Below are 26,308 nucleotides of genomic sequence, written 5' to 3'. Positions count from 1 at the left end.
ATTCCTTTCTACTTGGTTCCACTCATCTTGCGGTACAGGAAGTTTCCTAACCAACGTGAGAGAATGATAATCGCTAAAATAACAAGAATCAAGACGGCCGATGCCCCACTCGAAATTTGGTTAGCATCTGGTGTAATTCCGTTAGTGTTCAATTTCCAAATGTGCACGGCTAATGTTTCAGCGGGACGCATGGGATTTAAGAAACTAGTGGGACTCATTGGGTTCCAGTCGCTGTAACTAATCACTGGTGTACTTTGACCAGCAGTAAAGATTAACGCAGCAGCTTCTCCAAAGATGCGTCCAGCACTCAAGATCACTCCAGTTACTAAACCAGGTACGGCAGCTGGCAAAATAATTTTCATAATGGTCCGTGTCTTTGATAATCCTAGTGCCCAACCAGCTTCTCGTTGTGAATGTGGCACCGCATGTAAAGCTTCTTCGGTATTTCGCGTTAACAACGGAATGTTAACGAACATCAAAGCAAATGCTCCTGAGATGATTGAGAAATCAAATTGGAACTTGATGACCAAGATTAAGTAACCGAATAACCCAATTACGATTGATGGTAAAGAACTCAAAACTTCGATAGTGGTCCGAATACTACTAGTTAAGAATGATGGTTTGGCAAATTCAGAAAGATAGATTCCGGCTCCTAACGCTAGCGGACAAGAAATTACCAAAGTAATGATCAAGATATAAATTGAGTTAAAAAGTTGGTTGGCAATTCCCCCACCGGCTCCGAATTCTTTGGAAGTCGTCGTTAAGAATTTCCAAGATACATGAGGCAATCCGGTAATTAAAATGTAGCCAAGTAAAGCGGCTAAGATTAAGACCACTACACCAACCATGGCTTTGATGCCCACGATGGCAAGGTCATTGGTACGTTGCGCATTTTTCATTATTTCATTGTTCCTCGTTTTCCGATAATTTTAACTAAGACGTTAAAGATTACTGACATGATCAATAGCACTAATGCTAGTGACCATAAGGCATTGTTAGGTAGGGTTCCCATAATGGTATCTCCCATTTGAGAAGTTAATTGACTCGTTAAGGTTGAGGTTGGTGTGATTAAACTAGTTGGTGTTAACACGGCATTCCCAATGACCATTTGAACAGCTAAGGCTTCCCCAAAAGCCCGCGCCATTCCGAAGACAATTGCAGTCATAATTCCAGGTGCCGCAGCACGTAAAATAACTTTATAAATCGTTTGCCATTTCGTTGCTCCTAAGGCGAATGATGCTTTTCGGTAATGATCTGGGACTTGTTTCAAACTATCAATCGTCAATGAAGTAATCGTGGGCAAAATCATCACGAATAAGACTAATGATCCGGCTAACACTCCGAAACCAGTTCCGCCAAAACTTATCCGAACGGCAGGAACAACAACGACTAGTCCAATAAATCCGTAGACAACTGATGGAATTCCAACTAATAATTCAATCACTGGTTGCAACATTTTAGCCCCTCGTTTTGGCGCTAACTCAGTCATGTAAAGAGCAACGGCAATTGCAAATGGTGTAGCTAATAATGCTGCCAATAACGTTACCGCAAAAGATGCCGCAATCATTGGGAAAGCTCCCACTTGTGGTTGTTTATCGGGACCTAGTTTACCAGGCATCCAATTACTCCCGAATAAGAAATCAGTCAGTGAAGCATGATTTTCATAAAAAGTTGCCATTCCGTGGATGGCGATAAATCCGATAATGGCGACGGTCAAGACTAAGATAAAACTGACACAGATTAAACTGATAATCTTACCAGTGCGATCTTGCTTGGTCGCTTTACTGGGTCGCAATAATTGCTTTTGAATTTCGTTCATCGTAATTTCTCCTATTTCGGTGTCACAATGCCCTTAGCATCGGTTTTCACTTTCATATCGTGAACACTGACATAACCAGCCGTTTTCACTAATTCTTCTTGTGTCTTTTCTGATAACAAGTAATTTACAAACGCTTTGGTTTTGGCACTTGGGTTCTTGCTGGTGTACATGTGCTCGTATGACCAGATTTTCCATTTGTTAGTTTCAATGTTTGCGGGAGTAGCCTTAATGCCATCCACACTCACTGATTTAATTTGTTTATTTAAGTATGGTAATGAAAGGTAACTGATTGTTCCGGGAGTATTTTGAACAATCTTCTTCACTGTTCCGTTTGAATCTTGTTCCTGACTCTTTACCGCTTCTTTGCCTTGTAAGACAAATTTTTCAAACGTTGCTCGGGTTCCACTTCCTTGAGCTCGGTTAATTACGATAATTGGTAAATCTTTTCCACCGACTTCTTTCCAGTTCTTAATTTTCCCAGTGAAGATTTCAAATAACTGCTTCGAAGTTAAATTTGAAACGCCATTTTCGTCATTCACAACTGGTGTGATTCCCACAACGGCGACTTGATGGTCAACCATCTTATCAGCGTGAATTCCTTCTTTTTGTTCCGCGAAGATATCTGAATCACCGATATTAACAGCGCCCGTTTCCGCTTGGCTCAAACCAGTTCCAGACCCACCACCTTGAACTGTGATGTTTGTTTCTGGATGTTTGGCTTGATAATCACTTCCCGCTTTTTGAATTAACGGTTGCATCGCAGTTGAACCAACTGCCGTTACAGAATTTTCTTTATTTTTTCCACCACATGCGGTCAGCATCAAAAGCCCGACACACGCGATTCCAACTGGTACTAATCTTTTCAATTTCATTAGCGATCTCCTAGTAATTGCTTTTCTTAATTACAAAACTAAGTATAATATTGGGTTGTAAAGGTAATTTATGATTTGTGTAAAGATTGTGTAAATTAAAAAACACGGGGTGATCTCTTGCAGCACGTAACGTTAGTAACGGAAAAACTGCGGTTGGCAATTAATATGAGTCAGGCGTTTAACGAACAAGAATATTTTGTCGATACTGTCGATCAGATCAGTCACGTTGATCGGATGATGGTACAAAAGCAAAGTGTTGGTCTCTTTTGGGACTTAGATAGTTTCCCATTTTCAGATAATCAAGATAAATTATCCAAAATCAGACGCCATCATCAGATCCCCATTATCATGTTGGCTAAAGATAAAAACGAAACCATCGATGTCATTAAAGCCGGCTTTGATGACGTGGTTGTTACACCGTTTGACTTTCAAGAATTAATGGCCCGGTTACAACAGAAACAGGATTTGTATGCGCGCTTAGGTCTTAAGCCCATCAATAAAGATAAACATCAAAAACCCAGCTATGTCGTTGGTGACGTTGTCATTGACCGCCAAAAATATAAAGCCTTTAAAAACGAAAAAGACCTTGGATTGACCCCTAAGGAATTAAAATTATTAGTCTATTTAATTGAAAATTCACCGAATGTTTTAAGTCGTCAGCAATTACTTGAAGGGGTCTGGGGAGATCTTTATGATGTCTCACAAACCTCGCGGATGGTGGATATCCACATCAGTCACCTGCGTGATAAAATTGAACCTGATCCGAAACATCCGCAATATCTCAAAACGGTTCGTGGTTTTGGTTATCATTTTGTCGGAGACTTCAAAAAAATATCGTAAATAAAAAAGCCTCGTAAAAAATTTGCGGGGCTTTTCTTGGTTAAAATTTATGATGTGGTCCATAGATTAAATCTTCTGGAGCCGTCTTTAATACCTTAGCTAGATACTTTCTGAAAACAACTGGTTTCACAGGAATTGGTTGCGTAATCCAGTCCTTAATTAAAGCAATCATGGTGTAGACATACACTGTGATTGCGGCACTCTTAGGAATAATATTCTTATTATTATAATTGGCAAAGACGACCTCTTTAACAATTGTGGAATAAGTCGTAATTAAAAATTTCATCCAACGCCCGCTTAAATCACTGGTATATAATATTTTAATTTCGTCTCGATGCTTATAAATCGCATTTGTTAATATTTCAAATCCACGCGTTACCAGTTCTTCAGTATTATCAATCTGCATAAAATCATCTAAATCTAAGCTATCATTAACCATTTCAATCGTGTAATCCGAGACTGAGTCAAGACCATCAAAATGATTATAAAATGACTTCCGCGATACTCCTGATTCATTAATCAAATTTGAAACATTAATTTCTGATAGTGGAATAATTGCAACTTCGTCAATTAACGCTTTTGCAATTTTAACTTTTGTATTTTGTCTCATTACTTATTCATTCCAATCTCATCTAGTTAACTTTATTATCGCACTATTCCATAAGCTTTGGTTTTTAGCCGATTTAGTTTATTATAATTTGTTAAAGTAGCAAAAAAGCAGCGTAAAATTTAAATTCTACGCTGCTTTTTTAGTTTGCTTGTAATTTTTGTTGTAACTCTTCGGTTGTGGTAGCCCCTAAATTAACCAAATTATTTAATTTCGGATTTAATTTTATCACTAAATCTTTCGGTAAATAAGCTGCCGTATAGGTATTAAACTTCCAGGTGTTTTTTCGGGGAACTTCACCCTTTACATACCAATCAAAAACGTTAACGGCTAAAATTTGAAAGCCGGGATAACCAAATTGACGCTTCGTTTCGTAAGTAATTAAGGCATGTAAAATGAGATGTTCAATCAGATTACAGTAAACTAATCGTTCTTTTTTCTGATAGGCATATGGATAACGATAATACTTAATGAAGCGGGGATTACTTAAATTTAAAGCGTGAATCTCATCAATATGATGACAATATAAGCCTTCTTTAGTGCGACTCACTTTACCTTTCGTCAGCGTTTTATTAATTCCCGCTAGAAATTTATCATAAGATTGCTCTGTAAAATAATTATGCTCAGCTGGTCCGTATTTTTTCAACAAATATTGAACAGCTTGATCATAGTTCATATCTAATAATTTTAAATCATCTTGAAATTTTGCATCAATATCCATTTTATTAACCTCTGAATTTAATCACTAGTAGTTAACTCTCGCATTTTTTCATACAAATAGCCCACGTTATTTTTGTGCGCCAATACATACAAAGTATCGCCTGGTAGAATTTTAGTTTTTCCTTTCGGAATGATGGTTAAATTTCCCCGTTTGATGGTTACTAACATCGAGTTTCCAGGCCATTTAACATCTCGAACAAATTCATGTGCAATCTGACTGTATTCGTAAACTGGCATTTTCACTAAATCAGTTGGTTCTTTCGAATCTAAATATTTGTGAATTTTAGTAAGTCGTTCGGCTAACGCTTGATAAATCGGCTGACTCCCTAACGTATCTGAAGTGACATAGGCTACCAAAACCACAATTGCGAGTGACATAAAGTTATGGGTGCTCCCAACTAATTCAGTAATCAAAATAATTGATGTAAATGGTGCCTTACTAACTGCCGTAAAATACCCGGCCATGCCAAAAACCAACAAATTATTGGTATATGCATTATTCATTAAACCAAGCTGATGCATACTAGCTCCGTAGACTGCTCCAATCAAGGCTCCAGCAGCTAAGATTGGCATAAAAAAGCCCCCCGGAATTCCTGCACCATAAGAAACTAAGCCAAAAATAATCCGTAAGACTAAATAAAAAGCCAACATTTTTAAGGGATAGCTATGTGTGGATACCAACATGATAATTTTGCTACCACCTCCAGTGGTTTCCGGAAACCAAATTCCAATCGGAATCACTAAGAGAATGGGAATCAAACACATAAAATACCACGGAATAATGCGTAATTTTGCATACCATAAGGGAAAATCTAATAATCCTTGATTATAGATATAGCCTAACACACCCAACACCAAACCAAAGGGAATTAGCTGCCAATAATCAAGCGGCTGAAATACGTGTTTGTAAAAAATGGGCAAAATTGGTGTTAGTCCAAAGACATTAAACGACACAAAATTTGCTGTAACTGCACCAGTTAAAGCCGATAACCAGACAGTTGGTTGAAAATTACGATAAATACCTTCCATTACGAAAAAAGTTCCCGCAAGTGGAGCACTGAAAGTCGCTGATAAACCAGCTGCAGCACCGGTAGCAATTAATAAGCGGCGATCCGATCCATGTTTCTTAAATCCTTGCGCAACTCCTTGACCAACTGCTCCACCAAGTTGAATTGAAGGACCTTCACGTCCCATGAAAACTCCGGTACTGTCAGTTAAAACACCCGCAATGAATTTTCGCCATAACACCGAAAACCAATTCATTTCTAAATTACCAGATAGTTGAGCTTCAACTTGGGGAATTCCTGATCCACGGATATTAGGATTACCCTTCATCAATAAACCAACTGTGATTCCGACTAGGACAAAAACGACGATTACAAGCCATAATACATTGAAATTATGCCGAATCATCGCAAAACTCATTAAACTATAGTTCAATCCTTTTTCAATTAGTAACCGAAAAACTGAAATTACGATTCCGGTCAAAATTCCAATGATGGCACTAATTCCCACGAATTGAATATTTTTCATTTTTGAATCCATGCGTTCATCTCCAAACTTTAATATCTTAATTGTATCAGTTTGAAAGGACAAAAAAAGAAGCATTCCGCTTCTCTTTGTTAATTATTATCTGAATCATCATTATTGTTATTGGTGTCAGAATTTTGGGAATCATTGTTACTGTCAGAGTTGTCATCATCGCTTGATTTATCTTTGTTTGAATCAGATTTATCGTCATTAGAATCCGACTTATCAGATGACTTATCATCAGAATTTGATTTATCGTCGTTTGAATCGGAATTCTTATCGCTAGAATTGTCATCGGATGATGATTTACTATCTGAATCGTTGTCATTAGATTTAGAATTTTCTCCTGGATTTTTCAATCCAAAATAATGATAAATTGTATCTGGACCGTTAACAATATCACTACTACTCATAACTTTAAATGTTTTCGAGTCAATTACTACTTTTACAGCAGGCATAGTTTCAGCTCCACTACCTTCAACCATAGTTACAGTATTGCCATTATTTTTAGTTAAAACTACCCCGCCATCTCCAACACCACTTTTATTTTCTTGAAATAAGAAAATACTATTGCCAGGAAAACCATATAAATCATTACTTGCTACATAATCAACATTGGCTTCGCTAACAGCTTTGGCCCCATCTGATGAAGTATCGTTAACTTTCTGTAAAAAGTTCTTTGCTGATTGAACTGTCCATTTTTCACTATTAAAATTACTGTCATTATTAGCTTTACTTGAACTATTTCCAACATTATTTTTAAGCACATTATTTCCAGTAACTGGCTTAGCTTTACTAGTCTTTTCAGTTTGTGATTTAACATTATTTTTAACGTTTTTATGTTGGTTGGCTTTGATAAATCCAGCCGTTCCGCATCCAATAATAACTAGAAAAGCCACCACTATTCCAATCAAAATCTTATTAGTTTTACTCACAATAATCCCTCACTATGTAATTATATTTATAATAATTACTCTACCACTCTTTAGAAAAATTTAAAGTTTACGGCATTATAAAAAAGGAATCAAAAAACAACCATTCTCTAACTTTGGAGTGTTAATAGTTATTGCTTTTTGTTTCTTTGTGCACTAATGATTAAAACTAATAATACCATTGGAACAATAACTCCAAGAATTGATTGAAGCCATGATGAAACACTACATGAAAACCCAATGTATTGGAACAAATATTTGTCAGTAAATATTTCTATAATTGTTGAAACTAATAAGATAATACTTAATACTAATAATATCCAACTTGCAACTAATCTATTTTTCATACCATTCTCTCCTATTTTAAATTTATTTTATTATATCATTTATAAAAATTCCAATTAAAAACACAAACATTCAATCAAAAGCTAACAAATATTAAAAAAATTACCGAAAAATAAAAGTTTTTTTGCTTAATTTTAGCCATTTACACCTATATATTCATCAAATTCACGTACAATCTGACACCGTGTGAACTAAAAATCATAGTTATTCGGCTTTTTATTTAAAATTACGAATATTTTAACGTTATTTTATACATATAAACACGAAAGTAGAACAATTAAATATGTTATCACAAAATCAAGTTGCAAAAACGAACACTAGATGATAATATAGTTCTTGTAGCAGAGAGCTACAAACAAATTATTGACGTGTAGTTCAGTTGGTAGAAACACCTGACTGTTAATCAGGATGTCGCTGGTTCGAGCCCAGCCACGTCAGTTGGATCATTAATCCAAAAGTAACAAATTATTGCTGTGTAGTTCAGTTGGTAGAAACACCTGACTGTTAATCAGGATGTCGCTGGTTCGAGCCCAGCCACAGCAGTTGAATCTTAAATTCAAAAGTAACAATCATTGACGTGTAGTTCAGTTGGTAGAAACACCTGACTGTTAATCAGGATGTCGCTGGTTCGAGCCCAGCCACGTCAGTTGGATCTTAATCCAAAAATAACAATTATTGCTGTGTAGTTCAGTTGGTAGAAACACCTGACTGTTAATCAAGATGTCGCTGGTTCGAGCCCAGCCACAGCAGTCATCCCCAAGTCGTGAATTCCTTGAATTCGCGGCTTTTTCTATTGGTCATAATTCGATTGGGCGTATAATAGATGAATATTAAACAATCAAAGGATCATCTATCATGCTCGAAAATTTAGGAATTAACATCTTTAACTTATTCATCTTTCTGTCAGTCGCTTTAATTGGCCTCCCACTATTAGGTGGCTTTATCAGTTATTATTTAGCAAAAAACTTAAAATCATATATGGTTGATAATTTCAGTTTCAAATCTCAATATTGGATTGGTGGCCTCGGAGTTATTATTCATGAGTTAGGTCATGCCGTTTTTGCGTTAATCTTTTTACATCGAATTACTAAAATTAAACTCTTAAACTTTCATCCAGAAGATGGAACCTTGGGAAGCGTTGAAAATAGTTATAATCCGCACAATTGGTACCAAACTCTTGGTAGCTTTTTCATTGGCTTAGCGCCCTTATTTATGGGTCTTTTCGTCTTTTGGCTGTTAATCAAGTTTCTCTGTCATCCAGTTTATTCTATGTTGCCATTACACCAAATTAGCCAGTTAAATGTCACTAATTTTTTATCGTTACTTTCTAAATTAACTACTACCTGGCTAGGTAATATCATTTCTGCCTTTCTGTCAGCTGGAATCGTCCACCAACTAATCTTAATTGTTCTGATTGGAATCATTAGTTCCACCGTTTTCAGCTTGTCAGAACAAGATTTACATTCTAGCTATACGGGACTTCCTAGTTACTTCATAATTGTCTTTGTGCTTAGTCTGATTTGTGGCCTCTTAGAAACCTTCAATTTTTCATTCCTGCTATTCTTTGAAAAATTTATTATGATCATCGCTGCCCTTTGGTTAGTACTACTCATTTTGATTTTCATCTGTATGATTATTAGTCTAATTGAGATGTGGTTCATGCGTTTGATTTTAAATTTTAGATAACAAAAATGGGTTGATAAACTTTTTATAGTTTATCAACCCATTTCATTACTTCTTCAACTGTGTCGCCAATATATTTAGTCTTGTTGTTTTCGGCATCTTTCATCGCTAGTAGTGTCGTCTGGTTCAATGATTTCTCGTCCAAAATCTTCACCCCAATTGAATTCACCTTCATTTGGCCAATCAATTTGATAACCAAACTTTTGCATTAATCTAGAAGTTTCCATCGTCATCACTCCTTTACCAAATATCATACACAATAAAAGCCCGTTTTCTCACGAAAACGAGCTTTTATTTTATTTAAATGGATTAAAGAATCGGCCACTATTCACTTTGAACAATGCCAAAGTCAAACAGAATAACGCGATTGCCAAACCAACAGTCGCAAAATCACGACCACGGAATGGTTGTGACTCATACCAGGTTCGTTTTTTCTTACTTCCAAAACGACGAAGTTGCATAGCGGTACTAATCTTATCGATATTTTCAAAACTCGATAAAATCAACGGAATTACGATACTAACAATTCCTTTCAGACGTTCCATCAACTTGCCTTTGTTTGATAATTCCACTCCCCGTGCTTGTTGAGCATAGGAAATATCCCAAAAACTGTGTTGAATATCGGGAATGTAACGCAAAGTTAGTGACACAGCGTAACTAACTTTGTAGCTCACACCCATCCGATTCAAACTTGAAGCAAACAAACTAGGACTAGTGGTCATAATGAACACGAGCGCCAATGGAACGGTACAAACATACTTCAGCGCTACATTCAACAAGTAGAATAACTCTTGTGAGGTAACCGTTAAATAACCAGCATGTAATAACACTGTGCGACTACCGTACAAATTAGCCCCATAACTGGGGGAAAAGACAAAAACCATCAAGACGTTCAAAATTGAGAATACCGCAATAAATTTCACGACAAACGCAACTTGTTGCCATTTCAAACCAGAAAGATAAAAAATCACTAATGAGAAAATCGCAATTGCCACCAAAAAACGCGTGTCAAAAGTTGTCATACAAGCTACTGACACAAAGAGGAAGAACAACAATTTTGCGGTCGCATTAATGTGATACAAAAAGGTATTTCCAGGATGAAATCCAATTGTTTTAGCATCATTCATCGATTCGTTGCCCCCTTGTCTTTTGTTCAAGTTGGATAAAACGACGCACTAAGCGTTCATCTGAAACTCCAACTAGCTTGGCTAATTCTGACAAACTCGTCTTGGCTAAATTAGCTTCTTTAATTAATTTATCATCATTTAAAATACCAAATGGTGTGGTATCAGCCAGTAACTTTCCGTCACCAAACACTAATGAACGATCAGTATATTCGGTCATTAATTGCATATCATGCGTGATAATTGCAATCGTAATGCCATCACGATGTAATTTTTCCAAGAAAGTCATAATTGTGGTGTAAGTATCCCAATCTTGTCCAGCCGTTGGTTCATCCAGAATCAATAATTTAGGATTCAAAACTAAAATAGCAGCAATCGTTACCCGTTTACGTTGTCCATAACTCAAGGCACTAATTGGCCAATTACGGAATGGATATAATCCACAAACGCGTAAGACTTTGGCAACTCGACCTTCAACGTCATCATAATGCCGTAAATTCAAACCTAAAGCGACTTCATCAAAAACCGTCTTTTGGGAAATCATCTTGTTCGGATCTTGCATCACGAATCCAATTTTTTCAGCAATTTCTTTGACTGATTCATCAGCTAGAAATTTTCCTTGCCAATCAATTTCACCAGTTCCACGTAAGAAACCACAAATCAATTTCATAATGGTTGATTTACCAGCCCCATTTTGACCGACGACACTGACAAAATCACCCTCATTAATGGTAAAGGAAACATCTTTAAGTGGATGAGGTTGATTATTCGTATAAGCAAAACCAACGTTTTTCACCTCTAAAAGTGGTATATCAGATAATTTTGGTTTCACGTATTGTCCAGCTTCAACCCAGGCCACAACTTTAGCTTTATCTGCAGCAGTTAAATTCATCTTAGCTAAACTATCTAGTTCAGCATACTGGCTTAAATCCACGCCGGCAGCTTTCAAAACATCAATGTACAATGGCGGTTCAATTCCGTTTTGTTCCAAAATATCAGAACGCAATAACGTGGTCACATCAGAATCACTAACAATTTTTCCTTCATTAAAGACTACAACATGATCAACTTCTTGTGATAATACCTCACCTAAACGGTGTTCAATCATAATCACCGTAAAGCCAAGTTCTTTTTGCAAACGATTAACTAAGGCTAAAATTGCCAAACTAGATTGTGGATCAAGGTTCGCCAAGGGTTCATCTAATAACAAAATGGGCGCATTATTCACCAATACTCCTGCAAGAGAAACTTTTTGTTTTTGTCCGCCAGATAAAGCTTGAGGTGCATTATTCAAAATACCAGTAATGTTTAATTTTTTCGCCCATTTAGAAACGATCTCGTGCATTTCAGCTTGTGGTACTTCATCATTTTCTAACGCAAAAGCAATATCTTCCGCACTAGTTAACCCCGTGAACTGACTATCAGTATCTTGCAAAACCGTTGAGACCGAAAACGAGAGTTCGAATAACTCCGTTTTACCCACCGAATGGCCAGCAACTTTCGCATTTCCAGTGATGACACCTTCATCAACGTTGGGAATCAATCCATTGATACACTTCGCCAATGTCGACTTTCCACTTCCTGATGGTCCGACAATCAGCACCTTTTCACCCGGCATAATATTCAAATTTATGTGTTGAAGACTAGGTTCCATTTGACTGTTATATTTAAAGGAAAAATCAGTAAATGAAACAATCGGTTCCGTCATAATCGTCATTCCTATTCTTTGTGTAAACTGTCTTTTTTAACTCGCGTTGCGGCGTAGGCCTTGATTAGGATGGTTCCCAAAATGGCAACTGAGATACTATCTAAGGTTGCTGAAAGTAAACCTTGGAAATAAACTTTGTTCGCTGGTTCACTGTAAATCAAGATATCCAAAGTTGGTGCAATCACTGCCCAAACAATGTAGTTCGTGATAATTTGAATCACGTTAAAGCTCAAGATACTCTTGAAACTAAAGATTCCTTCATTAACCTTGAAATGCTTTCCAGCAAGTCCAATGACAAGTCCGAAGATTCCAGAACAAAGGACCCAACTCCACCAAGGGGTACCAAACATCATAAAGTCATTTAAAGCATGACCGATAAAACCAACTGAGAAACCAACTACTGGTCCGTAAATCAAAGCAAAAAGGGCTAAGAAAGCATAAGTAGTAGCTAAGCTAGTGTTGGGAAATCCAGTAGGAATTGAAGCAAAACGGTCTAAAATGACAAAAATTGCGGCTCCAATTCCGATTGCGACAACATTTTTTACAGAGTTATTTTTCATTTTTTATTCTCCTTTTACTTTACGTAAATCAACTTTCCAATCGTTACCAATTCCAAGATCAAAAGTATCCGCAAATGATTTTTGGTTCAATGCGATTCCAATGTTTACCAATGAATTAATGTAAATCAATGGTTCACCTAACGCTACGTCAGCGAACGTTTTTACGAACTTAATGTTCTTTTCAAATACGGGAGTGCCACGATGGGAAATCACAACGTCGAAGATATCACCGTATTTAATATCATCTTTTTCAAAGAAACTGAATGGAATGTTAGTCCAAACTGATCCGTAACGAATGTCCAAGACATCAATTGTACCAGAAACTTCGTCTTCACGGTTAACTGGTGGGAAAATGTTTAATTTACGAACGGCATCAACATCGAGTTCATTTTGATAATTATCAAAATGGGTATTGTCAGTAGCGAGTTTCGCACCATTATAAACGTATACATCACGGCCATGGAAAGTGTTACTCTTTTCAGAACCTGGTAAACGGTCAGTAGCTTCATCAATTTCTTTAACACTTTCAATCCCAACGTATTGAGCAATGTGCGTAATCGTTCCGTTATCAGGGGTGATAATGTATTGCCCAGTCTTAGTTTTCACGGCAATACTCTTACGGTTACTACCAACCCCAGGATCAACTACGGAAACGAAGACAGTTCCAGCTGGCCAGTATTTAACCGTTTGGTATAAACGATATGAAGCAGTCCAAATATCGTATTGAGGAATGTTATGCGTTAAATCGTAAATATCCAGATCCTGGTTAATTGTTTTTGCAACTCCGTACATTGCACTAACTGCCCCATCATCTAAACCAAAATCTGTTTGTAAAACTAAAGAATGTTTCGCTACCATAATAAATCCCTCTTCCTTATTGTAATATATTTCTTATTATATAGATAAATCTTAATTATAACAATGTAATTTTATAGATAGTTCGTGTTTGCTAACTAAAAGTGGACAAAAAAAGCAGTCATCCCTCTAGAAAGGACGACTGCTCGTGATACCACCTTATTTTGCGCACTCTTTACAAAGTACACCTCAGCAAGTTACTCAATGTTCAGAATAACCTTGTATTAGTAACGAATACAAACCCGTTACTAGCTAAGAAAACTCGTTCGCTAGTAAGACAATTAAAAGCCCATCTTCGAAATCGTGACCTCATCCATTCTCACCAACCAGGAACTCTCTTACAAGTCGTAAATATCTACTCAACTTCATGTCATATTTGATTGTTTATTATGATAAACATTAAATATTGTAATGTCAATTTTTATTTTTCATAGAATCAATAAATTCTTTAAAATTATATTTTTGAACTTTATCTTTTATCTTATCAATATTGTAATTAGATAACACATCAACCAATATTTTTTCATTATATTCTTTTTGTTCATCATAATTACCATTATATAAAAAATCTTCTTGTTCAATTTTACTAGCAAAATCAACTAGATCCTGTCCAGCCTCTATATCACTAATAATTTTAAAAACTATTTTGTCAATATCATTATTTATTATTTCAAAAAATTGCTTAGCAGGAATAATTACATAATTTTCAATTTTTTTATGTTTAAAAATACAATCAATAACATAAATAGTATATTCTTTGTAAATATTATCCAACTGATTTTTAAATTTATTTTTTAATCTTATGTCTAATTTAATTTTATTAATGCAAGCTATAAATTTTTTAATAATAATATCATACTCATTATTTTCAATTTCTATATTTGATATATAATTATTAAAAAATTTATCACATTCTTTAATTTGATCATCATCTAAAAATAAAATATTTCTTTCCCTTTGTTGTAATAAACTCATATACAAATCAATTTTATCTAAAATATTAATAGAATTATTTAATATGAACCCTTTTGCTTTAAACTCATCATTTTTCAATTCATCTTCAGAATTATATCTAATATAATTTAAATTATTTACAAGTAATAAAATATTTGATTTTTGTTTTGAACGATTATTGTTGATTAATTCAATTTTAATTTCATTTAATAAATTAATACTAACTGCATTAATATAATCATCAACATATAAAATATCACTATAAACCAATTCTTTAATATAACTTGTCAGCATCAACTGTTCCTTTAATCCATTTGCACTCTTAATTTTTATAAAGAACGTCCTTAAGAATACATTAAACTTATTGTTATCACTGTTTACATTCATTTGATTATATCTAACGTTATATAATATTTTAAATTTTTCTTCATCAACAGATTCTCCACTTTTAAGAAATTCTGTAAAAATATATATTGATATAAATGAATTTTTTAATAAAGTTAACAATAATTCATCATTTTTAATTTCTGGTAATTCATCAATAAGTTCCTCAAACGTATACAAAATACTATTTATAGTTCTCAAATTCACAAATTTATCTTTTCGTAATATTTCAAAAAAATTTTCAAGCCATATAAGAAATTCACCTTTAATATTTTCATCACTAATATTATTTAATATTACATTCATTTTTTCTTTGATAATATCACAAGCAATATCAGCATTGTATTTACCAAAATAAACACTTTTATTAATTATTTTCTCTTTTATTATTTTAAAATCATTATCTTTAATTTTTGATTCGTCAACAATAATAATAATTTTAATCCTATAACTAAGTAATTTAGTTACTAATCCGATAAATTCATTAGCATTTAATTTGTTTTTATTTAGAAATCTTTCAGTATCATCTAATATTAATATTTTCGTCTTGTTTTCACTTTTAATTTTAGATTCCATAGATGCATCAATGGAATAATTTATTATTTTAGGTATAACACTAAATCTACCTAAATTATTATCTTTATCTAAAACACCTAACAAATCTTTAGCTGTATCTTTTATAGATGATTCATTACCAAATATTCCACCAAAATTAATTTTATATAATATTTGTGAATAAATATCATCATTTGCAGATAATTCGTTAAGAGAAATATATGTTAATTTAATTTTATTATTACTAAGATAATTTTTAATATATGATTTTATAAAGTATGTTTTTCCTGTACCCCATGATCCATTTAAAGCAAATGCCAAATCATCGTTACTTTTCAAATACCTATCTAATGATTTTTTTACGATTTCATTATTATAGTCCAATATAACAAGTTCACTATCCTTCCAATTTATCTTTCAGTTTCTGCAAATCTTCCGCACTTATCGATTCATGATGATCTGCCTTTTGTGGAGATTGTTTTTGTTTATCATGCTTTTTAAACAAGTTCTTAAATTTAATCCAACGATACTCAGCATAAACCTTCAAAAAATTCCATAACTTCAAATCACTATCAGCTAGAACAGCTTTGTACTGGTCATTAGTTCTTTTATACGTATCTCTAACTTTATCGGTTCTACCATTAGCACGTTTAATTTCTTGAGCTAATTGTACATTCTTCGCCTGTTCTTTTTCAAAGCGTATTTCTAAATCTTTATGCAGTGATTTTAAAATATTAAGTTCACGATCAATTCTAAGTTTGTGCTTTTGTCGTTTATTTTCTTCCAACACTCTTTGTAAAACATCTTCATCAATCGTATTTTCTCTAGTAAAGATATCAGGAATATCAGCATCAGTAAAAGTCCCATTATGTAACTTTCGTTGCATTCTTCTTAACATTTGATCACGCTCTAATACCGATTTTTCTTGCAATAATCGAGAAATGATAACTCTCTTGCTAACTGTCTGAACACCAGCACTAGTTAATTCAACAATATTTTGACCCAACACAAAGTCCTCATAGGTAGTTAAACTAGATTCATAATCAGTATTAATTTCAGCTAAAGTATCATTAATATCCATATTATCAATTTCTACATCATCAAATCCAGTTCGATCTTCTCGCAATACTCTAAATTCAGTCTGTTGATATTTGTTCTTAAACGTCTTTTTAACTCGTGCTTCGTACATATAGACCGTTCCAACAAATCCAATAAATAAATCATTTCTCGATTTAAGTTTTTGATAATTAGCATTGGTTAATTGAATATGTAAATGTTCAAGATTAATTTTATATTCTAGGTTAAAAACATCAATCAATAATGCCACGTATGGATACTTATCTGTGTCACCATACTTATTTTTATTAAAAGAACACAAATATCCAATAAATTTAATTCTCTTTCCAACTAACGGATTAAGTTCTTTACGGTTACGAATAATTGTATTCGTATTTTCTGATTCTTCCATTGTCATAACCATTCATCTCCTGCCGTTTTTATGTAAAATTCGATGTTTCATATTTTAAGCGTAAGTATATCTTATATGTAGTGCTTGGTAAACGATTGGGGCTACGTTCATTGGCAACGTGAGAAATATTAAATGAACATATTTTGCATTAGATATTTTTTTAATTCTTTTAGTTTATTATTTTTAATATTTAATAAATTCAACCTATTATTTATATTATCTAAAATATCTACAAAAATACTTTGATCGTTAAAATTATCATTAAATTCCACAGATATATTTCCTAGATCATTTAAATATACTCCAGGCTGTGCAGAAGTGGTTGAAATTCTTTTCAAATCATCTTTGAATTTTTTTGATGTGAAATAGTAAAAAAGATAGCTAGGGTTCAATAATTGTGTTCTAACAAAAGCTACTGATCTTTGAAATGCAATTTCAGGATATTTTTCAGCATGATACATAGCTACATTTCCTAATGTTCCAACAATGCTTAGTAAAATATCGTTATTTTCCAAATTATAATTTGCATATATACTTTGGTAGTCAGATTCACTTATATGTCTATCATTTTCATCGAAAATAACTTTATGGTTTTTTATATTTTTGGCACTTAGTAGATAAGGACCTGATGCATCTTTAAAGCTGCCATGTGTTCCATCCTTTATAAAACTGGATATATTTTTAAGCTTACGATTATGATAAGTATTATTAGAATTCACAATATATATACTTCTGTTGAAAATATTATTCACAAAATAATTAGCTAAAATATGAGTATTATTTATCTCATTCTCATTGGCATCGATAAGTTTATCTAAACTACTTATTAAAGAACCAATCTGTTTTTGTTCATTTATATTAGGGACATTTAAAGTCTGCCTTAACAAATCTTTAGCTACTAAATTTGTCATCATAGTTGATTTGGATGTTGATTTACGTAATACGTTTTTCATAACTGGCTCATAATGAATTGCATATTTCCAATATTTCTGATCATAATCAACAATAGGTCTAAATACATCAAAAACATGTGAAACTATCCCATCACCAATATCATTTTCTACAAATCTTCCAAATGAAAACTTTTTACTTTTATTACCCTCAAATGCGATATCACCAACTTTGAAAATATTATAGGTTTTCATATAATCTTCGCTAGATTTTGGAATATTAGATTTAAAATACATCTTTGCAACAGAAATAACTTTGTCACTTTTATAACTACCATTATTTTTATCAGTTATCTTTTTATATAATGATGATACCTTACGCTGTTCCCAAACTTAATGATTTAATTTATATGCTTATGAATGGGAACAGCGTAAGTTGGGTGATGTTGTAGATATTCAAGGTGGAGGGACACCTTCATCAAAAAATAACTTATTTTGGAATGGAAATATTAATTGGTTTACACCAACAGAAATTGGCAAGAATAAGCATGTTAATTCATCTATACGAAAAATAACAACTGAAGGTTTAAATAATAGTTCAGCTAAAATATTGCCTAAAGGAACAATTTTGTTTACATCAAGAGCATCTATTGGTGATGTAGCCATTATTGATGAAGAGGCTACCACTAATCAAGGGTTTCTTTCATTAATACCAATTAAATCAAAATCGTATAATTATTATATATATTCGATTAGTAATCAGATTAAAAATTTCTCTCTAATTAATGCAAATGGTTCTACATTTAAAGAAGTTAGTAAAAAAACATTGAGTAATATGAAATTAAATATTCCTAGCTATAATGAGCAAGTAGAAATTGGAAATATATTTAATTATCTAGACAAGCTTATCGATGCCAATGAAAGAAAGTTAAGAAAAGTCCAGCAGATTACAGAAATACTTACTAATATATTAATGAATCAGTATTGGAGATTTGAAAAATTTAATTCCTCTTGGAATGAACGTAAGCTAATAGATATTTCTGATAAATTGTTTGATGGTGATTGGATTGAAAGGGAGCATATACACTCAATTGGAGAGTATAGAATAGTTCAAACTGGGAATATTGGGATTGGAAAATACTACGATAAATCTCAAAATGCAAAATATATAAATCAAGATGATTTTGAAGCGCTAAATGCTACAGAAGTTTTTCCAAATGATATTTTGATTTCTAGATTAGCAGATCCAGCTGGACGTTCAATCATAGTTCCAAATATAAATAAAAAAATGGTTACAGCAGTTGATGTAGCCATAATTAGAAATTCCGATAAGTTCAATTCATTCTTTTTGATTAATTCAATAAATTCAATTAAAATACTTAACAAAATTAATATTAGTGCTACTGGTACAACTAGAAAGAGAATTAGTCGTAAAAATTTAGAAAAAATAAAAATTGGAATACCATCAATTGAAGAACAAAACAAAATTGGAGAATTATTAAAAATTAGTGCTATTCAAATTGAAAAATATAGTGAAAAAATATCAGAATTAAATAAATTAAAAACATATTTAATGCAGAATATGTTCATTTAGTTTTCTCACGATGCCAATGAGTGTAATCAAAAATCAGACATTTCTTTTGAAATGTCTGACACTATCGCTTATTAAATTAAACTAGCCAAATGTTTCATAACTTTATCATTGTCTTGATTCTCTAATTCTTGAATAATGTGAAGATAGGTATGCTCGGTCGTTGTCATATTAGAATGCCCTAATCTTCTGGCAACTGAGGCAATACTAACCCCAGCATATAGCAGTAATGAAGCATGTGTATGACGCAATCCATGCACTGAAATAACCTTAATCTGAGAACTCTTACATAATCTTTCCAAATAGTGATTAACAGTATCGTTATACACCTTTCCATCAACAAATATTGGCTCATTTTCAGGTAATTTTTTTGTTAATTGTGAAAATTGAATAACCGTTTGCCAATCCAATGGTATTTTTCTCATCGAAGATTTATTCTTTGTTGGTGCAAATCCTCCCCTACCTGTTTTATAGTTCCACGTTTTGCTTACAGTCAATGTCTGATGAGCAAAATCAAAGTCTTTCGGTGTAACCCCAAGAGCTTCAGCAAATCTCAAACCTGTCTTAGCAATCAATAAAATAAAGTAATCCCAATTAACTTCACCCTCTAGTTCCAATGAATTCAACAGTGCTTGCAACTCATATTGATGCAAATATTTGTTCTTATGATGACGTTGCTTAACCCCTTTAATAATGGCCTTTCTAGTGGGATCCTTATCAATAAAACCCTCTTCTAATGCATCAACTAATGAACTTTTTAAATGTCTGTGAAAATCCATTGTAGTTTGTCTTTCATGATTACTAGCATAATCATTTAGCAGCTGCTGATAAGATAATCTAGTTAAATCACTCATCTTCAAATCAGGAACTAACATAACTAACTGCCTATGCGTCATCTGATATTTCTGATAAGTAACCTCCCTCACTGCATCTAACTTATACAACTTCATCCATTGATCAAAATAAATATGAAACTTAATCTCTCGTGCCATTTTAAGCACCTCCATAAAAAAATAGAACAGCTTTTTTAGCTGTCCTATTAAAAATTACATATTTATTCAATTTTTTACATAAAAAGCTATTTCACTTATTAGCAGCGTAAGTATATTAGATGAACATATTTTGCATCAAATATTGTTTAATAGTTTTTAACTTTTCAATTTTAGTTTTGTAATTATTTGTTAATTTATCTAGCTTAGTTAAAAGATCCGCAATAACTTGTTGTTCATTTTTATCATCGGGAATTTTAACGCTAATACTATAAATTGAAGATGTAGTTAAGCTAGGTAAACTTGTTGAAGAATCATATTTTTTCCAATTAATTGTTGTTGTAACATAGTAAATGAATTTAGGAACATATTTATCAAATATTCTGGTATAAAATAACGTATCTACTGTCCAAAATGGTTCATCAATAAACTTGGGTTTATCTATGGTACCCTTTCTTCCAATCAAAACACTACTTTCAGAATATAGAGGAATATTAGTTCTACCAATTTCACCACCAGTTGCTAAGATCGGATATTTACCATCTTTAACTTCAACTTTTTTTTGGCTTTTTCCATTTTTTATTTCAAATATTTTACTCAACTTACGATTGTTCCAGACATTAGCACAATTTTCTACCAAAATTGATTCATCAAGTAGACTATTTCTCAAAAAATTAGCCATTCTTTGGGTCTCAGCATGCTTAACCCCATTGGCATCGATAAGTTTATTTAATTTATCTAATAATTCATAAATTTTAATTTGTTCTTTTATTACTGGTATTGAAATATCTAATTTTGATAGTGATTTTGAACTAATATGTCTGATTGTTGATCCAGTTACATATTTTAAAATTGATTTTCTATTTTTATTAATTTCAAATGATATGAATTTACTAGAGATATTATTATCAATTTGCCCAATTAAAACGTCTCCGCCAGCGAATATCTCTGGTAATGATAATGATGAAGTTCTTGCCAATCCCGAAGAAGTTACATCAGATTTTGGAAATAATATTGAATTTGTTTTTATTTTCACCCCATCTTGGGAGTCAGAATAATTAATGATATTATTTTTGCTAATTATTTCTGGCATTTTATACAAATCTGCATAGTGGATTACTTTATTTTTTCCATTATTAGATAATTCTGATTTTGAAATTCCATTTCCACTATTCCATGAAACAACATCACCCAACTTACGCTGTTCCCACGCGTCATAAAAACCTTTGAACCTTATTCTTGGAGTTATTTCTTCATTTTTCATTTGAACAACTCCTTGATTTTATCAAGCTGCTGTTGAGCGTCAGTGTCAGAACCAACTAATTCATCTAACATTGAACCAATTTCACCATTTAGACGTTCAATTTCAGCATCCGTTTCTTTCATATCTTTAACTAGCTTATCGACATCTACTGGTGGTTCTGGTTCAAAAGTATCTACATAACGAGGAATATTCAAATTAAAGTCATTTTCTTTAATTTCATCAAGTGTTGCAACATGAGCATATTTATCAACATCTTCACGTTTCTTGTAAGTATCAACAATCTTTTTGATGTTTTCATCAGTAAGCACATTTTGATTACGTTCTTTATCAAATTCACGACTAGCATCAATGAACAAGATATTGTCATCTGTCTTATCTTTTTTAAGAATCATGATGACTGTAGGAATTGAAGTTGAGTAAAAAATATTAGCTGGAAGACCAATCACGGCATCAATTTGATTCTTAGCGATTAATTCTTCTCTAATTTTACCTTCAGCAGCTCCCCGGAATAACACACCATGTGGCAAGACAATTCCCATAGTTCCAGTTGGTTTTAAATGATATAAACCATGTAACAAGAATGCGTAATCAGCTTTTGATTTAGGCGCTAATCTTCCATAATCACGGAAACGAGGGTCACTCATACGATCTTTGTTGTTATCCCAATGAGCTGAGTATGGTGGGTTCATAACTACAGCATCAAATTGGTAAGGTTCTTGGGTTGGCCAATCAATATCTAAAGTATCACCATTATGCACATGAATATCTTCATAGCTAACCCCATGAAGCATTAAGTTCATTCGAGCTAAGTTATAAGTAGTCGTGTTCAACTCTTGACCATGGTAACTAATTGGATAGTCACCAGTAACTTGATCAGCAACGGTTAGAAGTAATGAACCTGAACCCATAGTTGGATCATAAACACTACGTAATTGTTCATCACCAGATTTATGATTAATAGTTACAATTTGGGCAATAATTTCACTAACAGTTCTAGGAGTATAGAATTCTCCGGCTTTCTTACCAGCACTCATAGCAAACGCACTGATTAAGTATTCGTAAGCATCACCTAAAACATCACGATCTTCATCAAAATCAATATCTTTTAAAGCTAGGATAACATCATTGATAACTTGACTAGGATTCTTACCTAAACGGTTAGAATCTAAATCAATATCATCGAATAAACCTTCAAAGTCTTCTTCAGCTGGATGACCTTTTACAGATTGTTCCAAGTTGAATAAAGCTTGTTTTAAATCAGATACTTGGAAATGATGTTTTTGAATTCTATCTACGATTGAATCAAATAAGTCATTGGGTTCGATAATATAACCATTGTCATCATACAAAGCTGACACGATATCATCATGTTGATCTTCCCAATATTTTTTGTATACTTCGATTGGTTTTTCTGTTTCACCAGTAGCATCCATTACTGCTTGTAGAGTTTTTTCGCTCAAAAAACGGTAAAAAATCAATCCTAGTAAGTAGTTCTTGTATTCACTAGCATCCATCTTTCCACGCAATACATTAGCAGAATTCCATAAGGCATTTTCTAATGATTTTGAATCTTTCTTTTCTGTCTTATCCATTATTGTCTCCAAATCCTTTTAAATCTTCACTGATGAATTCTCGCCATTCTTTTTGAATTACACCTTTATAGTTCAACAAGTTCTTAAATTCATGACCATTAGCTTCAGCTCGTGCTTTATCCGCAGTCATCTTAAGTTCTTTTTCATGGGTGAATTCACCATTAGCTTCATAACTAGTAACTAAACGGCTTAATAGATCTTTATCTAGTCCCCATTCTTCAGCGAAATTCTTAATTGCTTTTTGTTTTAATTGACTTTGGTGTAAAGCAAATCTAGCTGTTGCATCATAATCATCATCAAATTTTTGACCAGATTCTTTTTCTAATTCAACGAATTTCTTAATGTTTTCAGCTTCAACAGTTTTACCAGAATTCTTATACTTAGCCATTGCTTCTTGATATTCTTTTTGAGCAACGTCATCATCTTGGCGTTTCAAAGCTTTAGTAGCTAGACTCAATACATATTCTTTATCAATCTTCATATTAGTAATGTAAACATCATCAAAATCAAAACGAAGTTGAATTGGATCTTTTTCATCATCGTCTTTGTCATCTTCAGTAACTACATTTTTAATATTTTCAAAGGCCCCTTGATAATGAGCATAATCATCCTCATTAATATTGTAATAATTAGCTTGTTCATCCCAATTAAATTCAGAATAAGAGCTAATATATTTCAATTTCTTAGCCATCTCTCTAAAACGACTCAAATATTCAATTTGGTCGTCCATACTTTCACCTTCAAGAGCATCCGCAACTTCAGGAGTAGGTACGTATTTTTTTAAATTCTCGACGGTTTCCTTGAATTCTTGTTGCATTTGTTCAAAGTCAGGTCGGAATACTCGACTGAAAGAACCTTCACCTGCATATTTTTCAAAGGCATCTTTGGTTCTTTCTTCCATTAATTTAGGACGTCTGAAAATGATAATATTTCCTTCAGACTTGTCCTTGCTATAAATACGATTAGTTCTTGCATACGCTTGAATTAACCCTTGATATTGCATTAATTTATCCATGTACAAGGCATCAAGACGTGGTGCATCAAATCCTGTGAGTAGACGATTAACCACGATTGTTAAGTCAATTTCTTCATCCGAACTTAGATTCTTGTATTGAGCTTCAGTTCGAGCTGTTCGTTTAGCTACATCATCAATATAAATATCAATATTATCTAAATTAAATGTACTTTCAGAGTCAGAATATTGAAGTGAATAATCTTTCATTGCTTCAACTAATCCAGCACGTTGTTTAGCATTTTCGTCACCATTTTCATTTAGTGAATATGTTATAGCGACTTTAATTGGACGTTTACTATCTTTGTTCTTTTCTTTGAATAATTTATAGAATGCAAGTGCTTGGTCGATATTTGAAGTTGCTAATAAAGCGTTAAATTCTCCATTTTCTGATTTACGCTTCCAGTTTTTGTACATCCAGTTCACAACTTTTTCACGGTACTTTTGCGCTTCTTCTGAATCACCTTCATATACTGAATCAGGTAACATTTTTTCACTTTCAAAATCATCATTTTCATTTTGAGCTTGAACTAAAGAAACATATTCAGCATTAAAGTCTAAAATTGCGTGGTCATTTAATGCATTACCAATATTGTATCTGTGTAATTCAGGACCAAATTGACTTTCTGTGGTTTGATCTTGGGGCGTCTTGTTAAAGTCAAAGATTGGAGTACCAGTAAATCCATACCAGTTTTGATTAGGGAATGCTTGGCGAATAACACGTTGCATATCTCCGAATTGAGAACGATGAGCTTCATCAACGATAAAGATAAAACGTTTATTATCGATTGCTTTATCTAAAGGACCTTTTTTGCCTTTTTCATGAGATTCGTTATTCTTATCAACGGCAATCTTCATTTTATTAATGGTTGTAGTAATTACGCCATTCTTTTCTTGTTTAAGCTTCTTGATTAAATCTCTAGTATTATTTGTTTCAAAAATAGTGTCATCACTATTAGTTGAGAACTCACTAAAATTTTTACCTGATTGATTATCTAATTCTTTACGGTCTGACATAAAAATAACTTGATTATGTGGATCACGTTGAATCAATGTTGCTGTCTTATACGCAGTTAAAGTCTTACCTGAACCAGTAGCATGCCATACGTAACCATCTTCATGTTTTGCTGCCGCTTCTCGAACTGCTTTAACCGCATGGATCTGGTAAGGACGGAGAACTTTTAATATCTCTCCATCTACTACCATATAGTTACTTATGATATTGTGAGCCATTGGGATTTTTAAGAATTCTTCAGTGAATTGTTCCCAATTTCTGACTGGCGTATTCTTGTTATCCAACCATTGGAAAAAGAATTTGTCGTTAAACATATCAAATGATTTTTCATTAGCAAAATAACGTACAGCATTTTCTTTTAGCACAACAAATAATTGAACTGATGAAAATAGACCATCATATTTATTTTCTGACTTATATTTTTTAATTTGATTTGATGCTTGTTTTAAGTTCACGTCAATTCGTTTTTCTTCTATTTGAATAAGAGGAAGTCCGTTAAATAATAAGGTCACATCAAAACGACGATTGGGACTAGTCAAATCATCTTCTTTTCCTGGTCGAACTGCTTGACGAACTACTTCATATCTCATTCGTCCACCAGCAATATCATCACGCCAAAATACTTTAAGATTAATTTTTCCCTCTTCAGGATTATCACGTGATACAGTAATTTCTGCTACATATCCATTAGTAAGAAAATTATTCATTTCAGTTGGTGTCATAGCTGAAATTTTACGCATTACTTCTGCAAATTCATTATCAGTTAGTTCAACACCATGTAATTGTTCTCTATTATTTTGATTTAATATTTCTCGAAAATGTTCTTCAAGTTGTTTTGGACTTGCATCATCAAGTTCTTTAACATGTGTCCATCCATTATGGGTTAATTTATCGACTAAATCAGACTCAAATTTTAGTTCACTTTTCTTTTTAGTAACCATAGTTTGTCCTTTGATTATTCATATGTACATATTTTTTATTGATATTTCAATAATCTTA

The 26,308-nt window shown here is 33.0% G+C and carries 23 protein-coding genes, 4 tRNA genes and 1 pseudogene; 8 read left to right on the top strand and 20 right to left on the bottom strand.

All coding sequences use genetic code 11. The annotated features are described in order from the left end of the window. Positions 1–8: 8 nt before the first annotated feature. Genes pstA through ACQW5G_RS05505 form a run of 3 tightly spaced genes read right to left on the bottom strand, consistent with a single transcriptional unit; the run spans position 9 to position 2,691 of the window. Positions 9–899 carry a phosphate ABC transporter permease PstA gene (pstA, locus tag ACQW5G_RS05515; RefSeq protein WP_429970459.1) on the bottom strand — a complete coding sequence of 297 codons (891 nt, stop codon included), beginning with the start codon at positions 897–899 and terminating at the stop codon, positions 9–11. Continuing rightward, positions 899–1,819 carry a phosphate ABC transporter permease subunit PstC gene (gene pstC, locus ACQW5G_RS05510; RefSeq protein ID WP_429970458.1) on the bottom strand — a complete coding sequence of 307 codons (921 nt, stop codon included), beginning with the start codon at positions 1,817–1,819 and terminating at the stop codon, positions 899–901. Before pstC ends, pstA begins: the two co-directional genes overlap by 1 nt. An 11-nt stretch (positions 1,820–1,830) precedes the next feature. Next, positions 1,831–2,691 carry a phosphate ABC transporter substrate-binding protein gene (locus ACQW5G_RS05505; protein ID WP_429970457.1) on the bottom strand — a complete coding sequence of 287 codons (861 nt, stop codon included), beginning with the start codon at positions 2,689–2,691 and terminating at the stop codon, positions 1,831–1,833. A gap of 153 nt (positions 2,692–2,844) precedes the next feature. Between ACQW5G_RS05505 and ACQW5G_RS05500 the strand changes: the two genes are divergently transcribed. Further along, positions 2,845–3,531, top strand: a complete 687-nt coding sequence (locus tag ACQW5G_RS05500) for a winged helix-turn-helix domain-containing protein (protein ID WP_429970456.1) — start codon at positions 2,845–2,847, stop codon at positions 3,529–3,531. Positions 3,532–3,571: 40 nt separating this feature from the next. On the opposite strand, the gene ACQW5G_RS05495 is transcribed toward ACQW5G_RS05500, so the two are convergent. The 5 genes from ACQW5G_RS05495 to ACQW5G_RS05475 all read right to left on the bottom strand — a co-directional run bounded on the left by ACQW5G_RS05495 (position 3,572) and on the right by ACQW5G_RS05475 (position 7,667). Then, positions 3,572–4,141 (bottom strand): TetR/AcrR family transcriptional regulator, encoded by a 570-nt coding sequence (locus ACQW5G_RS05495; RefSeq protein WP_429970455.1) that lies wholly within the window; start codon positions 4,139–4,141, stop codon positions 3,572–3,574. Between the two features lie 139 nt (positions 4,142–4,280). Beyond that, on the bottom strand, positions 4,281–4,859 hold the full coding sequence (locus ACQW5G_RS05490) for a hypothetical protein (RefSeq protein ID WP_429970454.1): 579 nt from the start codon (positions 4,857–4,859) through the stop codon (positions 4,281–4,283). A 17-nt stretch (positions 4,860–4,876) separates the two neighbouring features. After that, a complete protein-coding gene (locus tag ACQW5G_RS05485) occupies positions 4,877–6,403 on the bottom strand; it encodes a chloride channel protein (protein WP_429970453.1) in 1,527 nt (508 codons plus the stop codon). Between the two features lie 77 nt (positions 6,404–6,480). Beyond that, positions 6,481–7,323: a hypothetical protein gene (locus ACQW5G_RS05480; RefSeq protein WP_429970452.1), complete on the bottom strand. Its 843-nt coding sequence runs from the start codon at positions 7,321–7,323 to the stop codon at positions 6,481–6,483. A 128-nt stretch (positions 7,324–7,451) separates the two neighbouring features. Beyond that, complete coding sequence (locus tag ACQW5G_RS05475) at positions 7,452–7,667, bottom strand: hypothetical protein (protein WP_429970451.1); 216 nt, start codon at positions 7,665–7,667, stop codon at positions 7,452–7,454. Positions 7,668–8,029: 362 nt separating this feature from the next. Between ACQW5G_RS05475 and ACQW5G_RS05470 the strand changes: the two genes are divergently transcribed. The 5 genes from ACQW5G_RS05470 to ACQW5G_RS05450 all read left to right on the top strand — a co-directional run bounded on the left by ACQW5G_RS05470 (position 8,030) and on the right by ACQW5G_RS05450 (position 9,351). After that, positions 8,030–8,103 (top strand) — tRNA-Asn (locus tag ACQW5G_RS05470). Positions 8,104–8,134: 31 nt separating this feature from the next. Continuing rightward, positions 8,135–8,208, top strand: a tRNA-Asn gene (locus tag ACQW5G_RS05465). Between the two features lie 30 nt (positions 8,209–8,238). Beyond that, positions 8,239–8,312 (top strand) — tRNA-Asn (locus tag ACQW5G_RS05460). Between the two features lie 29 nt (positions 8,313–8,341). Then, positions 8,342–8,415: transfer RNA gene (locus ACQW5G_RS05455), tRNA-Asn, on the top strand. 105 nt (positions 8,416–8,520) lie between these two features. Further along, entirely contained in the window at positions 8,521–9,351 is an 831-nt protein-coding gene (locus ACQW5G_RS05450; RefSeq protein WP_429970450.1) for a hypothetical protein, read from the top strand. 74 nt (positions 9,352–9,425) lie between these two features. Here ACQW5G_RS05450 and ACQW5G_RS05445 read toward each other — a convergent pair whose 3' ends face one another. From ACQW5G_RS05445 to ACQW5G_RS05410, 8 genes are all read right to left on the bottom strand, one after another. Continuing rightward, positions 9,426–9,575, bottom strand: coding sequence for a hypothetical protein (locus tag ACQW5G_RS05445; protein WP_429970449.1), 150 nt, complete (start codon positions 9,573–9,575; stop codon positions 9,426–9,428). A 69-nt stretch (positions 9,576–9,644) separates the two neighbouring features. Further along, positions 9,645–10,475, bottom strand: a complete 831-nt coding sequence (locus tag ACQW5G_RS05440) for an energy-coupling factor transporter transmembrane component T family protein (protein WP_429970448.1) — start codon at positions 10,473–10,475, stop codon at positions 9,645–9,647. Then, entirely contained in the window at positions 10,468–12,180 is a 1,713-nt protein-coding gene (locus ACQW5G_RS05435) for an ABC transporter ATP-binding protein (protein ID WP_429970447.1), read from the bottom strand. The genes ACQW5G_RS05440 and ACQW5G_RS05435 overlap by 8 nt, the downstream gene beginning before the upstream one ends. Before the next feature lie 11 nt (positions 12,181–12,191). After that, entirely contained in the window at positions 12,192–12,740 is a 549-nt protein-coding gene (locus tag ACQW5G_RS05430; protein ID WP_429970446.1) for an ECF-type riboflavin transporter substrate-binding protein, read from the bottom strand. A gap of 3 nt (positions 12,741–12,743) precedes the next feature. Continuing rightward, the gene (locus ACQW5G_RS05425; protein WP_429970445.1) at positions 12,744–13,598 is read right to left on the bottom strand and encodes an SAM hydrolase/SAM-dependent halogenase family protein; all 855 of its coding nucleotides are present in this window, start codon (positions 13,596–13,598) and stop codon (positions 12,744–12,746) included. Between the two features lie 411 nt (positions 13,599–14,009). Continuing rightward, complete coding sequence (locus ACQW5G_RS05420; protein ID WP_429970444.1) at positions 14,010–15,872, bottom strand: P-loop NTPase fold protein; 1,863 nt, start codon at positions 15,870–15,872, stop codon at positions 14,010–14,012. Between the two features lie 13 nt (positions 15,873–15,885). Continuing rightward, positions 15,886–16,962 carry a hypothetical protein gene (locus ACQW5G_RS05415; protein ID WP_429970443.1) on the bottom strand — a complete coding sequence of 359 codons (1,077 nt, stop codon included), beginning with the start codon at positions 16,960–16,962 and terminating at the stop codon, positions 15,886–15,888. Between the two features lie 122 nt (positions 16,963–17,084). Continuing rightward, on the bottom strand, positions 17,085–18,200 hold the full coding sequence (locus tag ACQW5G_RS05410; protein ID WP_429971891.1) for a restriction endonuclease subunit S: 1,116 nt from the start codon (positions 18,198–18,200) through the stop codon (positions 17,085–17,087). A 76-nt stretch (positions 18,201–18,276) separates the two neighbouring features. Here ACQW5G_RS05410 and ACQW5G_RS05405 point away from each other — a divergent pair. Next, a pseudogene (locus ACQW5G_RS05405) lies at positions 18,277–18,777 on the top strand (restriction endonuclease subunit S); the annotation flags it as partial. A 42-nt stretch (positions 18,778–18,819) separates the two neighbouring features. Further along, positions 18,820–19,440 carry a restriction endonuclease subunit S gene (locus ACQW5G_RS05400; RefSeq protein WP_429971890.1) on the top strand — a complete coding sequence of 207 codons (621 nt, stop codon included), beginning with the start codon at positions 18,820–18,822 and terminating at the stop codon, positions 19,438–19,440. Between the two features lie 71 nt (positions 19,441–19,511). Here ACQW5G_RS05400 and ACQW5G_RS05395 read toward each other — a convergent pair whose 3' ends face one another. The 4 genes from ACQW5G_RS05395 to ACQW5G_RS05380 all read right to left on the bottom strand — a co-directional run bounded on the left by ACQW5G_RS05395 (position 19,512) and on the right by ACQW5G_RS05380 (position 26,250). Next, positions 19,512–20,429, bottom strand: coding sequence for a site-specific integrase (locus tag ACQW5G_RS05395; protein WP_429970442.1), 918 nt, complete (start codon positions 20,427–20,429; stop codon positions 19,512–19,514). A 115-nt stretch (positions 20,430–20,544) separates the two neighbouring features. Then, entirely contained in the window at positions 20,545–21,690 is a 1,146-nt protein-coding gene (locus ACQW5G_RS05390; protein WP_429970441.1) for a restriction endonuclease subunit S, read from the bottom strand. Beyond that, positions 21,687–23,282: a type I restriction-modification system subunit M gene (locus tag ACQW5G_RS05385; protein ID WP_429970440.1), complete on the bottom strand. Its 1,596-nt coding sequence runs from the start codon at positions 23,280–23,282 to the stop codon at positions 21,687–21,689. Before ACQW5G_RS05385 ends, ACQW5G_RS05390 begins: the two co-directional genes overlap by 4 nt. Beyond that, positions 23,275–26,250 carry a type I restriction endonuclease subunit R gene (locus ACQW5G_RS05380; protein ID WP_429970439.1) on the bottom strand — a complete coding sequence of 992 codons (2,976 nt, stop codon included), beginning with the start codon at positions 26,248–26,250 and terminating at the stop codon, positions 23,275–23,277. The genes ACQW5G_RS05385 and ACQW5G_RS05380 overlap by 8 nt, the downstream gene beginning before the upstream one ends. Between the last annotated feature and the right edge of the window lie 58 nt (positions 26,251–26,308).

It is taken from the genome of Fructilactobacillus sp. Tb1, from assembly GCF_050500285.1.
Taxonomy (GTDB): domain Bacteria; phylum Bacillota; class Bacilli; order Lactobacillales; family Lactobacillaceae; genus Fructilactobacillus.
Note: the sequence above shows the minus strand (reverse complement) of the source record. Positions and strands in the feature narration are given on the sequence as shown.